This window comes from Microcystis sp. M53603_WE2, assembly GCF_030065435.1.
In genome coordinates this window covers 1-3,041 of the sequence record NZ_JASJFF010000511.1, presented here as the reverse complement: position 1 = coordinate 3,041, position 3,041 = coordinate 1, and the positions used below count along the sequence as shown (strand labels likewise).

At 43.5% G+C, this 3,041-nt stretch carries 2 protein-coding genes; both read left to right on the top strand.

All coding sequences use genetic code 11. The annotated features are described in order from the left end of the window. The coding region (locus PX481_RS10655) for a phosphotransacetylase family protein (RefSeq protein WP_288094561.1) at positions 1-997 on the top strand (997 nt) is incomplete at its 5' end. Between the two features lie 40 nt (positions 998-1,037). Beyond that, entirely contained in the window at positions 1,038-2,852 is a 1,815-nt protein-coding gene (locus tag PX481_RS10650) for an ABC transporter ATP-binding protein (protein ID WP_004159523.1), read from the top strand. Positions 2,853-3,041 lie beyond the last annotated feature (189 nt).

The window sequence follows — 3,041 nt, the reverse complement described above, 5'->3', positions numbered from 1 at the left end:
GCATCTCTTGCGGCAAAAAGGACTAGAGATAAGTTACGGCAAACCAGTGGGCAATTGTCCGGGCTACGTCGATGGGCAATTGGTCGATGAGGATGTAGAATTTATTCGGCAATTATTAGAATTATCCCCCGAACAGCTGCGTTTACCCCTGATCTATACAGATGTGGATTCCGTTGCTAAACGTCTGCAAGGTGCAGATCAACAGGACTACGGCAATGTTCTTGCCGGCTATCTCGATCGGGTTAACAGTGATATTACCCTCCTCGAAGGGCCGGGGACTCTCTGGGAAGGCAGTATTTTTCAGCTATCGATGGGGGAAATGGCCAAAATTCTCCAGACTCCGATCCTATTGGTGGCCCGCTATAGTTCTCCCCTGATTGCCGATAGTCTGCTGAAAGCGCAACGGGAATTAAATAATCAGCTGCTGGGGGTAGTGATTAGCGATATTCCCACCGATGATTGGGAGGAAGTACAATCCCTCCTGAAACCCTATCTCGCGGGCCAAGGCGTGGAAGTTTTAGGACTGTTACCCGCTAGTAAATTATTGCGTAGTATTAGTGTTCGGGAAATTGTCCATCTTTTGGGGGCCAAAGTATTATGTCGGCCCGATCGTTTGGATTGGATGGTAGAAAGTTTAGCGATCGGGGCGATGAATGTCAACGCCGCTTTAGAATATTTTCGCAAGGGGGAAAATATGGCCGTGATTACGGGTGGCGATCGCACAGACCTCCAGTTAGCTGCCCTAGAAACTTCCACCACCTGTTTAATCTTAACCGGTTCCATCTCTCCAGATCCCCTGATTCTCGGCCGGGCCGAGGATTTAGAAGTACCAATTCTCTCGGTAAATTTAGATACTCTCAGTACCGTGGAAATCGTCGATCAGGCCTTCGGGAAGATTCGCTTACAGGAACAGGTAAAAGTCGCTGGTATTCGAGAATTAATGGAGGAATATTTCCAGATCGATCGCCTGTTAGAAAAGTTAACAACAGAGGGGTAATTTCTCCCCGGCTGCCGAGAATTTCATTGGAAATCCCTTCATGAGTCTATCATCCTCCCCTGTGTCCCCTCCGGTCAAAGAAAATGACTGGAGATTATTATTAAGATTACTTCCCTACGCAAAAAAGCAAAAAGCCCTGCTATTCTGGTCATTAATACTTCTTTTTCCCCTATCTCTCACAGGGGCGATACAACCCTTAATTATCGGTCAAGCGGTCTCCCTTTTGCAAAAGGAACAAACTTGGGATTTTTTGGCTCGAATGCCCTTAACAGCAGCCATTAATACCCTAATTATTATCCTCTCGGCTTCGATTATTTTACGACTGATTTTAGGGACAATGCAAGGTTATCTAGTGCAGAAAGTCGGTCAGTCAATTACTGCTAATGTCCGGGAAGATTTATTTACCCATGTCACCTCCCTTTCCTCCAGTTTTTTTGATCGCTCTCCCGTGGGACGTTTAGTCACTCGTTTAACCAGCGATGTGGAAGCATTAGGAGAAGTTTTTGCTAGTGGGGCGATCGGAGTTGTCAGCGATTTGGTCAATATTTTAGTTATTATCATCACCATGTTTACCCTGCAATGGCAATTAGCTCTATTGTTGGTGTTGATGTTATTTCCCGTCACTGCTTTAATTATCTTTTTTCAAAAACAATACCGCAGCGCTAACTATCAAGTACGCGAGGAATTATCAAAACTTAATGCCCAATTACAGGAAAATGTAGTCGGAGTCAATATTGTTCAATTATTTCGCCGCGAACGCTTTAACGCTGAAATGTTTCGCACTACCAATACTCACTATCGTCAATCCCTAGATAAAACAATTTTTTATGATTCGGCTGTCTCAGCTACTTTGGAATGGATCGGATTAATTGCCGTGGGAGGAGTATTATGGTTAGGCGGGATTTTTATTCTCCAGAAAACCATTGATTTTGGGGTTTTATCTGCTTTTATTTTATTCTCCCAACGTCTCTTTAATCCCCTGCGTCAGTTTGCCGAAAAATTTACCATGTTTCAATCGGGTTTTACTGCTATAGAACGAATTGGTGAATTAATTAGTATTCCCATTGAAATCACCGATTCTAACAATTATAAAGAGATTTACTTCCCAGAAAAACGTCAAACTGGCGAGATTATTTTTGAAAATGTTTGGTTTGGTTATAAACCCGATGAATATATTATCAAAGGTCTCAATTTTACCATTCATCCAGGGGAAAAAGTCGCTTTAGTCGGTCCCACCGGTGCGGGAAAAAGTTCGATTATTCGTCTTCTCTGTCGTCTTTATGAACCGAGTAAGGGCAGAATTCTAGTGGATGGTATCGATATCCGTTATCTTCCCCAAGCGGAATTAAGACGTTATATCGGTGTCATTCTCCAAGAAACTTTTCTCTTTGCCGGAGATGTTACTCGCAATATTACTTTAGGGGAAAATTATGATTTTGAGCAAGTGAAGGCAGCAGCTAAATTAACTAATATCGATCACTTTATCGAGGAGTTACCCGATGGTTATCATACCCTTTTACGGGAACGGGGTGCAAATTTATCGGGAGGACAAAAACAATTACTCGCTTTTGCGAGAGTCGCTATTCGTAACCCCGAAATTTTAGTTTTAGATGAAGCTACCGCTAGTTTAGACGTGGGGACAGAAGTATTAATTCAAGAAGCTTTAGAACAGATTTTAGTCAATCGTACTGCTATTATTATCGCCCATCGTCTCTCCACTATTCGCGATGTCGATCGAATTCTTGTCCTTAAACGCGGGGAATTAGTCGAATCGGGAACCCATGAAGATTTATTAACCGAAGACGGCCTCTACGCTAGTTTATATAAACTGCAAATGTTAGGCACAGATAGTTAACAGGAGTCAGGAGTCAGGAGTCAGGATTCAGGAGACAGGAGACAGGAGATTATTTTTATTTATACTTCCCACACCCCACACCCCACACCCTACTTCCCCACACCCCACACCCCACACCCCACACCCTACTTCCCCACACCCTTTACTGATCACTGAAAATGCGCTCGTCTGTGTTTTGCCGATTTGGTG

Coding starts and splice junctions, on each gene's coding strand:
- PX481_RS10650 (WP_004159523.1), top strand. CDS start 1,038: ATGAGTCTATCATCCTCCCCTGTGTCCCCTCCGGTCAAAGAAAATGAC.